At 61.4% G+C, this 15813-nt stretch carries 17 protein-coding genes; 16 read left to right on the forward strand and 1 reads right to left on the reverse strand.

The window, feature by feature from the left end:
- The first annotated feature begins 67 nt into the window (after window positions 1-67).
- The 13 genes from ACESMZ_RS05615 to ACESMZ_RS05675 all read left to right on the forward strand — a co-directional run bounded on the left by ACESMZ_RS05615 (window position 68) and on the right by ACESMZ_RS05675 (window position 11281).
- A complete protein-coding gene (locus tag ACESMZ_RS05615) occupies window positions 68-1324 on the forward strand; it encodes a glutamate-5-semialdehyde dehydrogenase (protein ID WP_372955872.1) in 1257 nt (418 codons plus the stop codon).
- 2 nt (window positions 1325-1326) lie between these two features.
- Window positions 1327-1980, forward strand: coding sequence for a nicotinate-nucleotide adenylyltransferase (gene nadD, locus ACESMZ_RS05620; RefSeq protein ID WP_372955873.1), 654 nt, complete (start codon window positions 1327-1329; stop codon window positions 1978-1980).
- 85 nt (window positions 1981-2065) lie between these two features.
- Complete coding sequence (gene rsfS, locus ACESMZ_RS05625; RefSeq protein ID WP_372955874.1) at window positions 2066-2416, forward strand: ribosome silencing factor; 351 nt, start codon at window positions 2066-2068, stop codon at window positions 2414-2416.
- 2 nt (window positions 2417-2418) lie between these two features.
- Window positions 2419-2889, forward strand: a complete 471-nt coding sequence (gene rlmH, locus ACESMZ_RS05630) for a 23S rRNA (pseudouridine(1915)-N(3))-methyltransferase RlmH (protein WP_372955875.1) — start codon at window positions 2419-2421, stop codon at window positions 2887-2889.
- Between the two features lie 9 nt (window positions 2890-2898).
- Window positions 2899-4785 carry a penicillin-binding protein 2 gene (mrdA, locus tag ACESMZ_RS05635; protein WP_372955876.1) on the forward strand — a complete coding sequence of 629 codons (1887 nt, stop codon included), beginning with the start codon at window positions 2899-2901 and terminating at the stop codon, window positions 4783-4785.
- Complete coding sequence (rodA, locus tag ACESMZ_RS05640) at window positions 4782-5921, forward strand: rod shape-determining protein RodA (protein ID WP_372955877.1); 1140 nt, start codon at window positions 4782-4784, stop codon at window positions 5919-5921. The genes mrdA and rodA overlap by 4 nt, the downstream gene beginning before the upstream one ends.
- A gap of 237 nt (window positions 5922-6158) precedes the next feature.
- On the forward strand, window positions 6159-6308 hold the full coding sequence (locus ACESMZ_RS05645) for a lytic murein transglycosylase (RefSeq protein ID WP_372956046.1): 150 nt from the start codon (window positions 6159-6161) through the stop codon (window positions 6306-6308).
- Entirely contained in the window at window positions 6283-7203 is a 921-nt protein-coding gene (locus ACESMZ_RS05650) for a septal ring lytic transglycosylase RlpA family protein (RefSeq protein ID WP_372955878.1), read from the forward strand. The genes ACESMZ_RS05645 and ACESMZ_RS05650 overlap by 26 nt, the downstream gene beginning before the upstream one ends.
- Before the next feature lie 62 nt (window positions 7204-7265).
- Window positions 7266-8426: a D-alanyl-D-alanine carboxypeptidase family protein gene (locus ACESMZ_RS05655; protein WP_372955879.1), complete on the forward strand. Its 1161-nt coding sequence runs from the start codon at window positions 7266-7268 to the stop codon at window positions 8424-8426.
- A gap of 37 nt (window positions 8427-8463) precedes the next feature.
- Window positions 8464-8733, forward strand: coding sequence for a YbeD family protein (locus ACESMZ_RS05660; RefSeq protein ID WP_372955880.1), 270 nt, complete (start codon window positions 8464-8466; stop codon window positions 8731-8733).
- Window positions 8733-9401 carry a lipoyl(octanoyl) transferase LipB gene (gene lipB, locus ACESMZ_RS05665; RefSeq protein WP_372955881.1) on the forward strand — a complete coding sequence of 223 codons (669 nt, stop codon included), beginning with the start codon at window positions 8733-8735 and terminating at the stop codon, window positions 9399-9401. The genes ACESMZ_RS05660 and lipB overlap by 1 nt, the downstream gene beginning before the upstream one ends.
- A gap of 109 nt (window positions 9402-9510) precedes the next feature.
- Window positions 9511-10926 (forward strand): ABC1 kinase family protein, encoded by a 1416-nt coding sequence (locus ACESMZ_RS05670; protein ID WP_372955882.1) that lies wholly within the window; start codon window positions 9511-9513, stop codon window positions 10924-10926.
- 112 nt (window positions 10927-11038) lie between these two features.
- Window positions 11039-11281, forward strand: a complete 243-nt coding sequence (locus ACESMZ_RS05675) for a GrxA family glutaredoxin (RefSeq protein WP_372955883.1) — start codon at window positions 11039-11041, stop codon at window positions 11279-11281.
- A 94-nt stretch (window positions 11282-11375) separates the two neighbouring features.
- Here ACESMZ_RS05675 and ACESMZ_RS05680 read toward each other — a convergent pair whose 3' ends face one another.
- Window positions 11376-12638, reverse strand: coding sequence for a 6-phosphofructokinase (locus ACESMZ_RS05680; RefSeq protein WP_372955884.1), 1263 nt, complete (start codon window positions 12636-12638; stop codon window positions 11376-11378).
- A 208-nt stretch (window positions 12639-12846) separates the two neighbouring features.
- Between ACESMZ_RS05680 and mpl the strand changes: the two genes are divergently transcribed.
- Genes mpl through ACESMZ_RS05695 form a run of 3 tightly spaced genes read left to right on the forward strand, consistent with a single transcriptional unit; the run spans window position 12847 to window position 15759 of the window.
- Window positions 12847-14247 carry a UDP-N-acetylmuramate:L-alanyl-gamma-D-glutamyl-meso-diaminopimelate ligase gene (mpl, locus tag ACESMZ_RS05685; RefSeq protein ID WP_372955885.1) on the forward strand — a complete coding sequence of 467 codons (1401 nt, stop codon included), beginning with the start codon at window positions 12847-12849 and terminating at the stop codon, window positions 14245-14247.
- Entirely contained in the window at window positions 14237-14854 is a 618-nt protein-coding gene (locus ACESMZ_RS05690; RefSeq protein WP_372955886.1) for a flavin prenyltransferase UbiX, read from the forward strand. Before mpl ends, ACESMZ_RS05690 begins: the two co-directional genes overlap by 11 nt.
- Before the next feature lie 2 nt (window positions 14855-14856).
- The gene (locus tag ACESMZ_RS05695) at window positions 14857-15759 is read left to right on the forward strand and encodes a mechanosensitive ion channel domain-containing protein (protein ID WP_372955887.1); all 903 of its coding nucleotides are present in this window, start codon (window positions 14857-14859) and stop codon (window positions 15757-15759) included.
- Window positions 15760-15813: the final 54 nt, after the last annotated feature.

Here is a 15813-nt window from a genome sequence, read left to right on the forward strand (position 1 = left end):
CGTCGTCGGGCATAATAACGCCCTGATTTTTATTGATGCACCAGTGCTAAAGCGGAGTTACCGATCCATGGATATTGCAGCCTACATGGCGGAAGTGGGCCAGCAGGCCCGCCAGGCGGCCAGCGCCATCGCCCGTTCCTCTACGGCCACCCGTAACCAGGCGCTGCTGGCGACGGCTGAGGCGCTGGATGATGCCCGCGCCGAACTGGTGGAAGCCAATCGCAGGGATCTCGAAAACGGTCGCAGTAACGGGCTGGAGCCGGCCATGCTGGACCGGCTGGAGCTGACGCCCGCCCGCATCGACGCCATGATTGAGGGCCTGCGGCAGGTGGCCGGTCTGGCAGATCCCATCGGTGCCATCACGGATATGGCCTACCGGCCTTCGGGTATCCAGGTTGGCAAGATGCGGGTGCCGCTTGGGGTGATCGGCATTATCTACGAGTCTCGTCCCAATGTGACTGTAGAGGCGGCCAGCCTGTGTCTGAAGTCAGGTAATGCCACTATCCTCCGGGGTGGCTCGGAGGCGATTCATTCCAACCAGGCTATTGCCGCCTGTCTGATCGCCGGCCTGAAGCAGGCCGGCCTGCCTGAAACCTCGGTACAGGTGATTCGTACCACTGACCGGGCAGCCGTGGGTGAACTGATCACCATGCCTGAGTTTGTCGACGTGATCGTTCCCCGGGGCGGCAAGGGGTTGATCGAGCGAATCAGCCGGGACGCGCGGGTGCCGGTGATCAAGCACCTGGACGGCGTGTGTCATGTCTATATCGACGCCCATGCCGATCCGGAGAAAGCGCTGAAGGTGGCTGTCAACGCGAAAACCCAGCGTTACGGCACCTGCAACACCATGGAAACCCTGCTGGTGGACCGGGAAATTGCCGGGGATATCCTGCCCCTGCTGGCCGGCACCTTCCGGGAGCACGACGTGGAACTGCGGGGCTGTGACGCCAGCCGGTCCATCGTGCCGGACATGGTGGCGGCCACTGAAGATGACTGGTATGAGGAGTACCTCGGGCCGATACTGGCGGTCAGGGTGGTGGATGGCCTTGACGGCGCCATTGACCATATCAACCGTTACAGCTCGCAGCACACTGACAGCATTATCACCGAGAACTACACCCGTGCCCGCCGGTTCATTACCGAGGTCGACTCCAGCTCTGTGATGGTCAACGCCTCCACCCGCTTTGCGGATGGCTTCGAATACGGTTTGGGAGCCGAGATCGGTATTTCCACCGACAAGATCCACGCCCGCGGCCCCGTTGGCCTGGAGGGGCTCACGTCCCAGAAGTACGTAGTGTTCGGCGACGGACATATCCGTACCTGACCATGCACGTTATCTACGGCGGCACCTTCGATCCGATCCATAATGGCCACCTGCGGGTGGCCATTGAACTGCGGGAGGCCCTGGGGGTCAGCCGGGTTGACCTGGTCCCCTGTCATATCCCCCCCCACCGTGGTGACCCCGGCGGTTCCAGTGAACACCGCCTGGAATTGCTCCGGATGGCCATCGCCGACGAGCCCAGCCTCGGGGTGGATGATCGCGAACTCGTCCGGGGCGGTTCATCCTACACTGCGGACACCCTGCGCCACCTGCGGGAGGAGCTTGGTCCCGACGAGCCCCTGGTGATGGTGCTGGGGACCGATTCCTTTGCCGGGTTTGACCGCTGGCAGGAATGGTCATGCATTCCGGAACTCGCCCATATTGTGCTGGTCACACGCCCCCAGGCCGGCCTTGCCCCGGGTTCCGCACCCTCACAGTTACTGGCCAGGCGCCGGGTGACCGATGTGGCCACGCTGGGTGCGGCGCCTGCGGGTTGTATTCTTGAGGTGGAACCTCCGCTGCTGGATATCTCCGCCACCGGTATCAGGGAACGGCTGGCGTCCGGGCGGTCTATCCGCTATCTGGTGCCTGACCCGGTGCTGGCCAGAATCGATGAATTGGGGTTATACGGCAGTGATGGCAATGAGCGCGGGCGCTGATTGGTGATACACTAGCCAACCTATACATGCCAACTTACCCATTCCCTGTATCCGGCCCGGGCCGGGTATACGTTACAGGATCATTATGCAGGCAGAAGAACTGAAAGATATTGTTATCGAGGCACTGGAAAACCTGAAGGCGAAGGACATCAGTGTGCTGGATGTGACAGATCGCACCAGCGTGACGGACTTCATGGTCCTTGCCTCGGGCACCTCGGGCCGTCACCTGCGGTCGCTGGCGGAGTCGGTGGTCAAGGAGATGAAGGATCGCGGCCTCCGTGAAGCCAAAGTGGAAGGGGGTGATTCCAGTGACTGGATCCTGGTGGACCTGGGCGATGTGGTGGTTCACGTCATGATGCCCGCGACCCGCGAGTTCTACGACCTCGAGCGCCTGTGGCGGGACGCCCCGGGGCTGGGGGCTGCCGGCAGCGAATAGCCATGCGGCTGAAGCTTGTCTGTGTCGGTCAGAAAATGCCTGGCTGGGTTACCGAGGGGTTCCGGGAGTACGCCCGTCGTATGCCCCGGGAATTGCCGCTGGAGCTGGTGGAAATCGCCATGCCCCACCGGGGCAAGAATCCTGACATCAATCGCCTGATGCGCCAGGAAGCGGATGCTGTACTGGCGGCTACCGCTGAAAGTGACCTTGTCGTTGCCCTTGAGGTTGACGGCCGCCCCTGGTCTACAGAGACGCTGGCCCAACGGCTGGAAAACTGGCAGCTGGAGGGCCGCGATGTCAGCTTTCTGGTGGGCGGGCCCGACGGCCTGCATCCGGTCTGCCGCGAGCGGGCTGATCAGCAATGGTCCCTGTCGCCGCTGACCCTGCCCCATCCGCTGGTGCGGATTCTGCTCGCCGAGCAGCTTTACCGGGCCTGGACCATCACCCGCAATCACCCGTACCACCGCGCGTAGGATCTTCCCATGGCCTGGGGCGAATTCAAGGACACAGCCGCTGAACGTCGACTCTTCCAGCGTCGTACCCTGGTAATGCTGGGTCTGGTTATCGTGCTTTTCGGAGCTCTGGTGGCACGTTTCTACCAGTTGCAGGTTATCGAGCATGAAACCTATACCACGATCTCCGACCGCAACCGGGTTCAGGTGCGTTCGGTGCCGCCCACCCGTGGACTGATCTATGACCGTAACGGGACCCTGATCGCTGAGAACCGGCCGGTTTTCAGTGTAACCCTGGTTCCGGAGCGGGTGGATAACATGGGCGCCACCCTGGAACGGTTGCAGTCACTGCTGGCCGTATCCGAAGAGGACATGGAGCGGTTCCGCCGCAGGTTGCGGGAGCCCCGCCGGCCTTTCCAGGAACTGCCACTGCACTATGACCTGACGGAGCAGGAAATCGCCAGCATGGCTGTTCACCGGCACGAGTTGCCCGGTGTCGAGGTCAGTGCCGAGCTGGTACGCCACTACCCCTTCGGGGAGCTCAACGCCCATGCCCTGGGCTATGTGGGGCGTATTACGCGGGAAGAGCTGCAACGTATCGATCCGATCAATTACGCCGGCACGAACTATATCGGCAAATCCGGTGTGGAACGGGTGTATGAGGAGGCCTTGCACGGCAGGGTGGGCTACGAGCACGTGGAGACCAACGCCCGGGGACGCACGCTGCGGGTACTGGAGCGGGAGAGCCCGGTGCCGGGCGAAGACCTGATGCTGCACCTGGACATGCGCCTCCAGCAGCGGGCATTCGAGTTGCTCGAAGGACGTCGCGGCGCCATCGTCGCTATTGACCCGCGTGACGGAGGCATCATAGCCCTGGCCAGCGTTCCGGGATTTGACGCCAACCGGTTCGTGACCGGAATCAGCGTCGACGACTACCGTGCGCTGAGTACCGACCTGGACAAGCCCCTGTTCAACCGCGCGCTGCGGGGCCAGTATCCCCCGGGTTCCACCATCAAGCCCATGATGTTGCTGGCAGGTCTCGACAGTAAGACCGTGACCCGTGATCACACCATCTGGGACCCAGGTTACTACCAGATCAATAACAGCGGACGTCGTTACCGGGACTGGAAACGCGATGGTCACGGCTGGGTGGACGGGCTGGAGGCGGTAGCCGAGTCCTGTGATGTTTATTTCTACGACCTCGGGGTGGAAATGGGCGTGGATACAATGCACAAGTACCTGTCAGGGTTTGGTTTCGGCATCGACGCGACCCTCGACGTCGGTGGTGCGCTGCCGGGCCTGTTGCCGTCGCGGGACTGGAAGCGGGCAAACCGTAACGAATCCTGGTATCCCGGCGATTCCGTCAATATGAGTATCGGTCAGGGCTTTTTCCTCTCGACACCCTTGCAGCTGGCCACCGCAACCACAGTGGTGGCCAACCGGGGTATATGGATACAGCCGCGGATGCTCAGGGATGTTATGGGCGACACATCCGTCAATGCCCTGTTACAGCCAGAGTACCTGGAGGACCTGACGGTCACTAACCGCGATGACTGGGAGTTTGTTGTGGAATCCATGGAGGAGGTCATGCATGGCCGCAAGGGTACTGCCCGGGCGGCGGCCGCTGATGCGAACTACCGGATGGCAGGAAAGACGGGCACTGCGCAGGTTTTCAGCCTGGAAGAAGATGAAGAATACGATGAGGAGGAGGTCCGCGAGCGTCTGCGGGACCACGCCCTGTTCGTGGGGTTTGCGCCGGTGGACGACCCGAAGATCGTCGTCTCGGTGATCGTTGAGAACGGCGGCAGCGGCAGCGGCACCGCCGCGCCCGTGGCTCGGGCCATGTTTGATGCCTGGCTGGAGGAGTTTGAAGAGGAGGCCTCGGTGATCAGCCAGGTCAGTGAGGAGCGGCCATGATAGGGCGGGCAGTCAACGTGGAAGCCAGCGGCAGCCTGCAGCGGCCCGTCAGTTTCTGGCATCGTCTCCACCTGGACCCGTTGTTGCTGCTGCTGTTGCTGTTGCTGGCGGGGGGAGGGCTGATCGTTCTTTACAGTGGTGCAGATGCCAGTACCGCGGCGGTCAAGTCCCAGGCCCTGAGGTTCGGCGTTGCGTTCATTGCCCTGTTCGTTTTTGCCCAGCTTGATCCGTCAGTGTACCGGCGCTGGTCGCCGTGGATGTATGCAGCGGGCATGGCAGGGCTGGTTGCCGTGCTGGCGATCGGCGTGGGCGCAAAGGGGGCGCAGCGGTGGCTGGACCTGCCTGGCCTGCCCCGGTTTCAGCCCTCGGAGATCATGAAGCTGGTGGTCCCGATGATGGCCGCCTGGTATCTGTCCCGGCAGTATCTCCCGCCAAGGTTCCGCCATGTGGTCATTGCGGTGGTGCTGGTGCTCGCCCCCATGGGTCTGATTATCCAGCAACCGGACCTGGGCACCTCCCTGCTGGTGGGTGCTGCGGGCATGTTCGTGGTTTTCTTTGCGGGACTGAGCTGGAAGCTGATCACCGGCTTTTTTGCCCTGCTGGGAGTAGCCGCGCCGCTGATGTGGCACTTCGTGATGCGGGAATACCAGAAACAGCGGGTCCTGACCCTGCTGGACCCACAGAGTGACCCGCTGGGGGCCGGCTGGAACATCATCCAGTCGACCACGGCTATTGGCTCCGGCGGCTGGAGTGGCAAGGGCTGGCTCCAGGGAACCCAGTCCCATCTTGAGTTCCTGCCTGAAAGCCATACCGACTTCATTGTGGCAGTACTGGCCGAGGAATTCGGGTTTATTGGCTTGCTGCTCCTGTTGGCGGCCTACACCCTCATCATTCTGCGGTGCCTGTATATTGCCGCCAATGCCCAGGATTCGTTCAGTCGCTTGCTGGCGGGTGCGCTGACCATGACCTTTGTGGTTTATATTGTGGTCAATATCGGCATGGTCAGTGGCCTTCTTCCCGTGGTCGGGGTGCCGCTTCCCCTGGTGAGCTATGGGGGGACGTCCATCGTCACGCTGATGTCCGCATTCGGCGTGCTGATGGCCATTCACACCCACCGGCGGATGATCGCGGCGTAATGTCCGGTAATGGTGCCACCTGTAACCCCGTGGTAACCTTCGAAAAAACAGGTTGCTGTGGCCATCGCGGGGCGTCGCTCAGGTGAGGGTTGCACCTGAGGCTCTGGGGCAACCTGGTTGCCGTGATGATGGCGGACGAGGGGGTCCGCCGGGAACTAAACCCCCGGTTTACGGTCTGTGACTGTCGTGCCGCCGGCCCGGGCACTGCGGGTAAAAAGGCCTGGACGGGTTCCGCTGGTGGCCACCTGCCAGAATGTTCACGTGATAACACGATACAATCACAGTCACCTCTACGCCCTGGCGGTCAATGAAATGACCGGGCAGTTACGGCAGGGGAGGTTGAAGGAACCAACAACACAACATGAATACGAACCTGAAATACCCTGACCTGAGGCTGGCTGGTGTTCTGGCCGTGCTGGCGCTGGTGCTGGCCGGTTGTTCCTCCACACCGCAGGAAACGGACCATTCCGGACGCTATACCATTGCCCAGGACCATGGCCCGGCAGAGGATGTGGATGTGACCGGTGTCGCTAACGCCGTGCCCAGATACGAACAGCCCCGTTCCGCTGGCAACAAGTCTCCCTATACTGTCTGGGGCAACCAATACCGGGTGATGGCAGCAAGCGACGCGGATGGCTATGTGCAGCGGGGAATTGCCAGCTGGTACGGCAAGAAGTTCCATGGCCACAAGACCTCCAATGGCGAAACCTATGACATGTACAAGATGTCCGCCGCCCACAAGAGTCTGCCGCTGCCAAGTTATGCCCGGGTGACCAACCTGGACAACGGTCGTTCAGTGATCGTGCGCGTGAATGACCGGGGGCCCTTTCATGGCGATCGTCTGATAGACTTGTCCTGGGCGGCCGCCAAGAAGCTGGATTTCCTGGGCAAGGGGACGGCCCGGGTTGAGGTGGCATCGATCACTGTTGACGAGGATGGCTCCATGACACTGGCCGGCCAGCCCTGGTCGCCGGACGGAGACAGGGATGAAGACGTAGCAGAAAGCTTCGATGCCCAGCCTGAACCATCCGCGCCGGAAGGTGATGCCCTGTTTGTGCAGCTGGGGTCGTTCAGCCAGGTGGCTCCGGCCCGACAGCTGGAGCAGGCTGTCCGGCAGCGCACCGAAGAACCGGTAAGGGTGCGTCAGATTTCAACCGCCTCCGGTGATTTTCACCGGGTGCAGGTGGGGCCTTTCGGCGATTCCGGGGATGCGGAGCGCGCCATGGAACGCCTTGCCTCTGAGGGTTTTCGCCAGGCAATGGTCCTGACCGACAGTCACTGACCTGAATCTCGCCGGCCCGGTGCCGGCCAATCCATTAATCCGGAAGTAATGTGAAAAAGCCCATGACTCGTAAAGCCATGCCCCGCCTACTGATGACCCTTGTGCTGGCGGCCCTGTCCCTGGTGGCACAGGCCCAACAGGTACTGATCCCGTCGCCGCCGCAGATCAATGGCAGCTCCTATGTACTCATGGACCCTGCCAGCGGCAAGATCATCATGGAAGCCAACAGCGATGAGCGTCTGCCGCCGGCCAGTCTGACCAAGATGATGACCGCCTATATCGTGGAGCGGGAGCTGGATGAAGGGCGTCTGAGTATGGACGAAATGGTGCCCATCAGCGTCAAGGCCTGGCAAACTGGAGGTTCCCGGATGTTTGTTCAGGAGGGCTCCCGGGTCAGTGTGGAAGACCTCCTCAAGGGCGTTATTATCCAGTCCGGTAATGACGCCTCCGTGGCACTGGCTGAGCACGTCTCCGGCTCTGAAGACTCGTTTGCCGATGTCATGAACCAGCAGGCCAGGTTGCTGGGTATGGAAAATACCCGCTTCGAGACCGCCACCGGCCTGCCCCATGAGAATCAGTACTCCACCGCCTACGACCTGGCTCTGCTGGCAGCGGCCATCATTAATGACTATCCGGAAAATTACCCGCTGTATGCGGAGAAGCACTTTACCTACAACAATATCCGGCAACCCAATCGCAATTCCCTGCTGTGGCGCGATCCATCGGTAGATGGTCTGAAAACCGGCCACACGGAAGAAGCCGGTTACGGCCTGGTGGCCTCGGCCAAGCGCGACGATTCCCGCATGATTGCCGTGGTAATGGGTACCGACAGCAGTGAAGCCCGCGCCCGGGAAGTGCAGAAAATGCTCAACTACGGTTTCCGTTACTATGAGACGGCGCACCTGTTCGACAGTGGTGAATCCCTGCTTGAAAGCCGCGTATGGGGCGGTGAAAAGGACCAGATGAACCTGGGTCTCGCCTCTGACATGGTGCTCACGATTCCCCGTGGTGCCCGGGATTCGCTGGAATCTGTGGTGGAAGTCGACTCGGTTATCAAGGCACCGGTGTCAGCCGGTGATCAGCTGGGCACCGTTACCATCAGTTTCAATGACGAGGTGTTGGCCGAGCGGCCGCTGGTCGCCATCGAACCGGTACCCGAAGGGGGGTTGTTCAAGCGGCTGTTTGACGCCATTAAACTGTTCTTCCATAACCTGTTCAACTGAGCAGGTTCAGTCAGGTACCAACAGGAGGGACGGTTTCATGTCTCAACCCGAACCCCCCAGAATCGAGTTTCCCTGTGACTATGTTATCAAGGTCATCGGGGATGCTGCTCCGGACTTTACCGAGTTCGTGGTGTCTGTGGTGGAAGGGCACGCCCCCGGAATCCGTGAGGAGCATATCACCGTGACCGACAGCCGCAACGGCCGCTACACGTCTGTCCGGCTGACCATCGTCGCCACCGGCGAACCTCAGCTCAAGGCCCTGTTCGAAGAGCTCAAGGCCAGCGGCCGGGTCCACATGGTGCTGTGATGCCGGAGCACCTGACGCCACTGATCGTCCGGGACCTGGGCCTGCAGCCCTATCAGACCGTGTGGGAATCCATGAAAGCGTTCACGGCCGGGCGGGATCGAACGGTGCCGGATGAGCTCTGGTGCGTCCAGCACCCGTCGGTTTACACCCAGGGACAGGCTGGCAAGGCAGAGCATATTCTTGCGCCGGGGGATATCCCGGTGGTTCAGGCAGATCGTGGTGGTCAGGTCACCTATCACGGGCCGGGGCAGCTGGTGGTCTACCTGATGGTTGACCTGCCCCGGGCCGGACTCGGGGTTCGGCAGCTGGTGGATATTATCGAACAGTCCCTGGTCTCGGTGCTGGCGGAGCAGGGAATCTCGGCAGCACCCAGGCCGGATGCGCCCGGTGTCTATGTCGACGGAGCGAAGATTGCGTCCCTCGGGTTGCGGGTGCGACGCGGCTGCTCGTTCCACGGACTCGCGCTGAACGTGGATATGGATATGGAGCCTTTCAGCCGCATCAACCCCTGTGGCTTCTCCGGGCTGCCCATGTGCCAGGTTCGGGATTTCAACAACGTCGTCAGCCTGTCGACCCTGTCTGTCAGACTGACGGACACCCTGGCCGGGGCTCTCGGGTACGATGAAAGCGGTGTACATCGGCCCGTCATCCACGAAACCGCCTCTTGAGGCTGGTATCCTGTTCCAGGCAGATCCCGGATTTTACGTTCGTGCCAGCGGTTCCGTCAGCGGATCAGCCCCATTCAACCCCGGATGATTGCGACCTGTCAGGTAGCCCATGTCCAGACCTCGTAAAGGAAAAACGGTAGCCCGTATTCGTACAGGTAGTTTCGAACGCCGGCTCAGCATGACCCGGGCGGGCCTTTTTGCGGGCACGCGTATGGCCTCCCATATGGCCACCAACTGGCTGTCCAGTGCCGACCAGCGGGAGCAGCGCCATAAGGCCATGTTATCCAGGCAGGCACAGTTTCTGGTGGACGAACTGGGCCAGCTCAAGGGCAGTGTGGTCAAGATTGGCCAGATGATGGCCCTGTATGGGGAGCACTTTCTGCCGGAGGAAGTCACCGAGGCCCTGCACACCCTGGAGGACCAGACTTCTGCCCTGGAGTGGAGGGCAGTGGAGAAGGTCATCCGTGAGGAGCTGGGGGCGGAACGGCTGGCAGAGCTTGACGTGGATCCGGAGCCTATCGGTGCCGCCTCCCTGGGGCAGGTGCACCGCGCCCGGCGGCTCTCCGACGGTCTTGAACTGGTGCTCAAGATTCAGTACCCCGGCGTCGACCGGGCCGTGGACAGCGACCTGGATGCGGTAGCTCACCTGCTTCGGGTGGCTCGGCTGGTGTCCTTCGGGCCCGAATTCCGGGACTGGCTGGAGGAGGTCCGTGAAATGATGCACCGGGAAGTGGACTACGCCCTGGAGGCCGCCACCACCGAGCGATTCCGGGAGCGGCTGGCGGGTGACCCCCGGTTTGTGGTGCCCCGGGTGCTGCAGCAATATACCACGCCGCATATCATCGCCCAGACCTATGAACATGGGCATCCTGTCAGCTCGGAAGCAGTGGCCGCACTGCCGGTGGAGCGCCGGAGCGAGCTGGGCAGCGCGGCCCTGGAGCTATTCTTCCGGGAGCTTTTCGATTGGGGTGAAATCCAGACCGATCCCAATTTTGGCAACTACCGCATCCGCCTGGCCGGTGAAGAGGGCAGTGACCAGGACCAGTTGGTGCTGCTGGATTTCGGCGCCGTCCAGCAATACAGCGAGGCGTTCCTCGACCCGGTCATCCAGATGATCCGTGCGTCCTATGAGCAGGACCTGCCGGGGGTCATTGACGGTGGTGTCCGGCTCCATTTCATGAAGCGGGAGTGGCCGGACGAGGTGCTCGACAAGTTTGGCCAAGTCTGCATGTCGGTGCTTGAGCCCCTGGCTCCTGCCGTCCAGGGGTGGCCTGAATATGCGGTGAACGAGCAGGGCCAGTATCGCTGGAAGCAGAGTGACCTGCCTTCACGGGTTGCCCGGGAGGCGGCGAGGTCTGCCATCAGCCGGTACTTCCGGGTACCGCCGAAGGAGTTTGTGTTCCTCAACCGGAAACTGATCGGTGTCTACACCTTCATTGCGGTGCTTCGCGCCGAATTCAACGGCGAGCCCCTGCTGCGGGAATTCCTTTATGGAGATGATCGCGGGCTCGGTGGATCCTTATAGTCGCGAATATCGGCTATGCCTATGATCCCTATTCAGAGCATCAACTGTGCATATGACCGGATCAACGTCATGATGGGCACAGATCAATTTCAGAGCAATCCGGAGGTGAACCTTGGACAAGGTAACGATATATGGCCGCATGAGCTGTGGCTTCTGCGCCATGGCGCGACAGCTTTGCGATCAGAAAGGTTTCGAGCACGAATTCGTGGATATGCCGGCGCTGGGTCTGACCAAGGAAGATGTTGCCGCAAAGATCGGGCATCCGGTGCGTACAGTGCCACAGATCCTGGTGGGCAATGAGTACGTGGGTGGATTCGACGAGTTTTCCCGATACGTGGCACGACAGGCCAGCTAAGCGGCTCGGTACTTCGCGGTAGCCACAATGGCAGAAAGCCCCGGCGAGATCATCGCCGGGGCTTTCTTTATTGATTGCCGGACAGCGGCTGTCGTCAGACTTCGAACGGTGTTTTGAGCTTTTTCTCTGTCAGCACATTCTTCAGGTGTGCCACTTTCGGGATGCCGTTTTCAAAGGGCGGGAAGGCCTCACCCTCGATCAGGGGCTGGAGGTATTCCCGGCAGTCGTCGGTAATGCCGAAACCGTCGTCGGAAATGTAGTGGATCGGCATTTTCTTTTCCTGGTTGGCCACCTCGCTCAGAGGAGCTTCACCGATGTGCCAGCGGTAGGGGCTGGACTGCTCCCGCACGATGATGGGCATGACCGCCTGCTTGCCGGCCAGCGCCATTTCCACGGCTTTCTGGCCCACGGTGTAGGCCTGCTCCACATCGGTGGCCGAGGCAATGTGACGTGCCGCCCGCTGCAGGTAGTCGGCGACGGCCCAGTGGAACTTGTAGCCCAGTGCCTGTTTGACCATGTTGGCGAGGGTGGGGGCAACACCACCAAGCTGGGTATGTCCGAACGCGTCCTTGCCCCCGGCATCCGCCAGGAAACGGCCGTCTTCGTACTGGGCCCCTTCGGACGCCACGACCACGCAGTAGCCATAGTCCTTCACCGACTGCTCCACCCGGGCGAGGAAGGCCTCGCGCTCGAACGGAATTTCCGGGAACAGGATGATATGGGGCGGCTCATCCCGGCCCTTGCCAGCCAGGCCGCCGGCAGCTGCAATCCAGCCGGCGTGGCGTCCCATTACCTCGAGGATGAATACCTTGGTGGAGGACTCGCACATGGAGCGGATGTCCAGGCTGGCTTCCAGGGTCGAGGTGGCCACGTACTTGGCCACGGAGCCGAAACCGGGGCAGCAGTCGGTAAAGGGCAGGTCGTTGTCGACGGTCTTGGGCACGCCTATGCAAGTGATGGGGTAGCCCATCTTGTCGGCAATCTGGGAAACCTTGAAGGCCGTGTCCTGGGAATCACCACCGCCGTTGTAAAAGAAGTAACCGATATCGTGGGCCCGGAAAACCTCTACCAGGCGCTCGTATTCGCGGCGGTTCTCGGTAAGGTTCTTCATCTTGTAGCGGCACGAGCCAAAGGCACCGCCAGGGGTGTGCATCAACGCGCGGATGGCGTCATCGGACTCTTCGGAGGTGTCGATCAATTCTTCCCTGAGAGCCCCGATAATGCCGTTACGGCCGGCATAGACCTTGCCGATCTGGTCCGGGTGCTTGCGTGCGGTTTCGATAACCCCGCAGGCACTGGCATTAATGACAGCGGTGACCCCGCCGGACTGGGCATAGAACGCGTTCTTGATGGCCATCTTGGGCTGGCGCCTCCTGGTGGTTGGATTAGCATGTTTCTATGGGGGCGAATCATACGTGAATCCAGCGGAGTTTTCATGACGCCCGGCTTGACGGAACCTTACGTATACGGGAGTCTTGGGGGCTTCTGACCACCGCGGGGTTAGCTCGCTGTGGCGAAACCGGCTTCGGGCTGTCATCAACACCATCAAGGAATTCTGGCACGTCATGCACATCCACATTCTGGGAATCTGCGGCACCTTCATGGGCAGCCTGGCGGTACTGGCGCGGGAGCTGGGTCACACCGTCACCGGCTCCGACCAGGGGGTGTATCCGCCCATGAGTACCCAGCTGGAAGCCCAGGGCATTACGCTGATGGAGGGCTACCAGGCCGAGAACCTGACCCCCGCCCCGGATCTGGTGCTGGTCGGCAATGCCATGTCCCGTGGCAATCCCGAGGTGGAAGCGGTACTCAACCGCAACCTGGATTACATGTCCGGCCCCGAGTGGCTGGCCCGGGAGGTCCTCCGGCACCGGTGGGTGTTGGCGGTTGCGGGCACCCACGGCAAGACCACCACCACGGCCATGTTGTTATGGATACTGGAGCAGAGCGGGTTCGACGCGGGCTACCTCGTGGGCGGCGTGCCACGGGATTTTCCGGTATCCGCCCGGTTGGGCAGCAGTGACTTTTTCGTGATCGAGGCTGACGAGTACGACAGCGCCTTCTTTGACAAGCGCTCCAAGTTTATCCATTACCGGCCCCACACCTGCATTCTCAACAACCTGGAGTTCGACCACGCCGATATTTTCGAGAATGTGGAAGCCATCGAACGCCAGTTCCATCACCTGGTGCGTACCGTGCCGTCAAAGGGTGCCATTATCCGTCCTGCGGTGGACGAGCACCTGGACCAGGCCCTGGGCATGGGTTGCTGGAGCCCGGTTCAGAGCACCGCCATCGGCAGTGAGGCCCAGGCACCTGATTGGCGTGCCGAACTGCTGAAAGATGATGGGTCCTCTTTCATGCTGATCCATCACGAACAGCCGGTCGCCACGGTCAGCTGGAACATGACCGGCCTGCACAACGTTCGCAATGCGCTCTCAGCCATTGCGGCAGCCAGGCACGTCGGCGTTACCTCGGACCATGCCGTGGCCGCCCTGAATCGCTTCGGCGGGGTGAAAAGGCGCATGGAACTGCTGGCAGACGTCAAAGGGGTCAAGGTCTATGACGACTTTGCCCATCATCCGACGGCTATCGCCACCACCCTGGAGGGTCTGCGTAACCAGGTGGGCGACGACCTGATTGTGGCCCTGATCGAGCCCCGTTCCAATACCATGCAGCAAGGAGTACACCGGGACCGTCTGCTGGACAGCGCAAGTCTGGCAGACCGTGTTATCTGGGCCAATACCAGCCGGGCTGAGTGGCTCGCGGAATTGATGAGCGATTACCGGAACAGTGGTGGCGACCCGGAGCGGCACCAGCTGGACACCACCATCGACGGTCTGCTGGAGCGGGTACTGGATGAAATTGCCGAGCCCTGCCACGTGGTGGTCATGAGCAACGGCGGCTTTGGCGGCATTCATCAGCGGCTGATTGCCCGCCTTGAGGAGAAAGCCAGCCATGGCCGCTGATGCCCGCACCATTAACCTGGCCCTGACAGGGGCCTCCGGTGCCCAGTATGGCCTGCGCCTGCTGCAGTGCCTCGTGGCCCAGGGCTGCCGGGTCAATGTCATGGTCAGCAAGGCCGCACGGGTTGTGCTGGCGACCGAAACCGAGCTGCAGCTACCCGCTTCCACAGCCGGCGCCCTGTCGAACCTGCAAACCTGGTCGGGAGCAGAAGAAGGCCAGTTAAAGGTGTTCGGCCATGAGGACTGGTTTGCGCCACCGGCTTCCGGCTCCGGTGAAAAGTCCCCCCTGGTGATCTGCCCCTGCAGCACAGGAACGTTATCAGCCCTGGCCACGGGCGCCAGCAACAATCTTATCGAACGGGCAGGGGACGTGGCGCTGAAAGAGCGGCGCCAGCTGATCCTGGTTCCCCGTGAGGCGCCCTATTCAGAGGTCCACCTGGAGAACATGCTGAAGCTGACCCGCATGGGTGCGGTAATCATGCCGGCCAGTCCGGGGTTCTATCACAACCCGGCCTCGGTGGATGACCTGGTGGATTTTATCGTCGCCCGTCTGCTGGACCACCTGGGGCTGCCACAGTCTCTGGTGCCCCGCTGGGGTGAGGGCCGATAGCCATGCTGGAGCAGATTACCGCTGCCATCAGTGAGCTCAACCTGACCATGCCCGCGCTCCGCCTGCTGGGCACCACGGTTGCCCTGCTGCTGATCGTGCTGGTGGTGCGCGCGGTGCTGTCCAAGGTTATCCGCACCAGCATCCAGTCCACTGAACTGCGGCGCAAATGGCTGGTGCAGACCCGCAACGGACTGATCCTGGTTTTCCTACTGGGGTTGGTGTTGATCTGGGGGCAGGAGCTGCGCACCCTGGCGCTGTCCATTGTCGCCATTGCGGTGGCCTTTGTGGTCGCCACCAAGGAGCTGATCCTGTGCTTTATGGGCAGTCTGGTGAAAGGTGGCGCCCGCTCCTTTGATATCGGTGACCGCATTCAGGTCAAGGATTTCCGCGGCGATGTGATCGACCAGAACCTGCTGGCCACGACAATTCTGGAGGTGGGACCGGGCAAGCTGACCCACCAGCGTACCGGCCGGGCTACCGTGATTCCCAACTCACTGTTCGTGTCCGAGCCCATTATCAACGAGAGCTTCACCGAAGACTACGTCCTGCACGTGTTCACGGTACCCTTCAAGCGGGATGACAACTGGCAACTGGCCCAGAAGGTATTGCTGGAGGCCACGCTGGCACAGTGTGAACCCTTCCTGGAAACGGCCCGCCGCTACATGCGCCGCCTCGGCGACCGCCGTGGGCTGGAAGTGCCGGTGGTGGACCCCAGGGTCAGCATCCAGGTTCCCCTGGCCAACGAGATACACCTGGTGGTCCGCTTTCCCTGTCGTCCCTCACAGCGCAGCGCCATCGAACAGGCGATTCTGCTGGAGGTGTTCGCCAACAATGATTTCAGGGGTGCCCCGTCAAAGGATTGTGCAGAGGACGAGGATCCGGTCGATCCGGAGAGAGCGGAATAGGTGGAGCAGGCAAAGAGGTCAGTCGGAAATACCAGTACTGGACAACTCTGGGCT

It is taken from the genome of Marinobacter sp., from assembly GCF_041690615.1.
Lineage (GTDB): Bacteria > Pseudomonadota > Gammaproteobacteria > Pseudomonadales > Oleiphilaceae > Marinobacter.